Here is a 676-nt window from a genome sequence, read left to right on the forward strand (position 1 = left end):
CCATTGGAAGAATTGGGTCGAGGACAGCAGTTGCGGTTCACTCATCCACCACAACACAGACACGGCGGCAATTATGATCCATGCAAAATTTCGTACAGTTTTCATGAACATCACTCTCAAATTGACGACAACTCTAGTTTAGTTTTTCTAGCGTAATGCAACGTCAATATTCGTAAAGTTGAGTAAACCCACAATATACCTAAGGTCAATAACAAACTTGGAGGTATTGCGCAGAATCCTACAGAAAATCGACAGGGATTTAACAGTGGTTAGAGTATTCACTCGTTATAGTTTGCTTAACATCGCCAAAGTGCGAATCAAAACCAAAAGAACGAAGAACACCACGCATGAAAAAGTTATTCCTGTTGGTTGGGCTGATGGTTTGCTCAACTGTTAGTTACGCCTCCAAATTAAACGAAGACATCTCCCTCATCGAGAAACAAACATCTGGGCGAATTGGAGTGTCAGTCTGGGATACACAAACGGACGAGCGTTGGGATTATCGCGGAGACGAACGTTTCCCATTAATGAGCACATTCAAAACGTTAGCGTGTGCCACCATGCTAAGCGACATGGACAGCGGCAAACTCAACAAAAATGCCACAGCGAAAATCGATGAACGCAATATTGTGGTTTGGTCTCCGGTGATGGATAAACTGGCTGGACAAAGCACACG

At 43.6% G+C, this 676-nt stretch carries 1 protein-coding gene; it reads left to right on the forward strand.

The features are described from left to right. Positions 1–347: 347 nt before the first annotated feature. On the forward strand, positions 348–676 hold a 329-nt coding region (locus tag R7Q46_RS27425), incomplete at its 3' end, for a serine hydrolase (RefSeq protein ID WP_318078308.1).

The sequence above is a fragment of the Vibrio sp. 811 genome (assembly GCF_033339195.1).